Origin of the sequence: Streptomyces sp. SID5643 (assembly GCF_009872555.1) — a bacterium.
GTDB classification, from domain to species: Bacteria; Actinomycetota; Actinomycetes; order Streptomycetales; family Streptomycetaceae; genus Streptomyces; species Streptomyces iakyrus.
This window is the reverse complement of sequence record NZ_WWIC01000319.1, coordinates 1-482: the sequence shown is the minus strand read 5'-3', so window position 1 is coordinate 482 and position 482 is coordinate 1. Positions and strand designations below refer to the sequence as shown.

The window sequence follows — 482 nt, the reverse complement described above, 5'->3', positions numbered from 1 at the left end:
GGGTTCCGTCGGGACGACCGCGGTGACCGCCCCGCCTTCCGGCGTGACGACCGTCGGGATGACAGGCGGGATGACCGTCGGGATGACAGGCGTGACGACCGGCGGGACGACCGCCGTGGCGAGCGGCGTGAGGGTGACCGTGGCGGGTTCCCCCGTCGTGACGACCGGGAGCGCGGCGGTTTCCGTCGCGACGACAACCGCGACCGTGGCTTCCGCGACGACAACCGCGACCGTGGCTTCCGCGGTGGCGACCGGGACCGCCCCAGGGACGGTGACCGCGGCTTCCGGCGTGACGACCGTGGTGGTTTCCGTGGGCGTGACGAGCGGCGTGACGAGCGGCGTGGGGACGACCGTGGAGAGCGTGGCGGCTTCCGGCGCGACGACGCCGGCCGGGGCGGGCGTCCCGGGTTCCGTCGCGAGGACGGCCCCCGCAGCGACCGCGGCGAGTTCCGCCGTGACGACCGCCGTGACGACCGCCGTGA

General features: G+C 75.5%; 1 pseudogene. It reads right to left on the bottom strand.

From position 1 onward, the window contains the following. Positions 1-482: pseudogene (locus GTY56_RS41245) on the bottom strand (hypothetical protein); the annotation flags it as partial.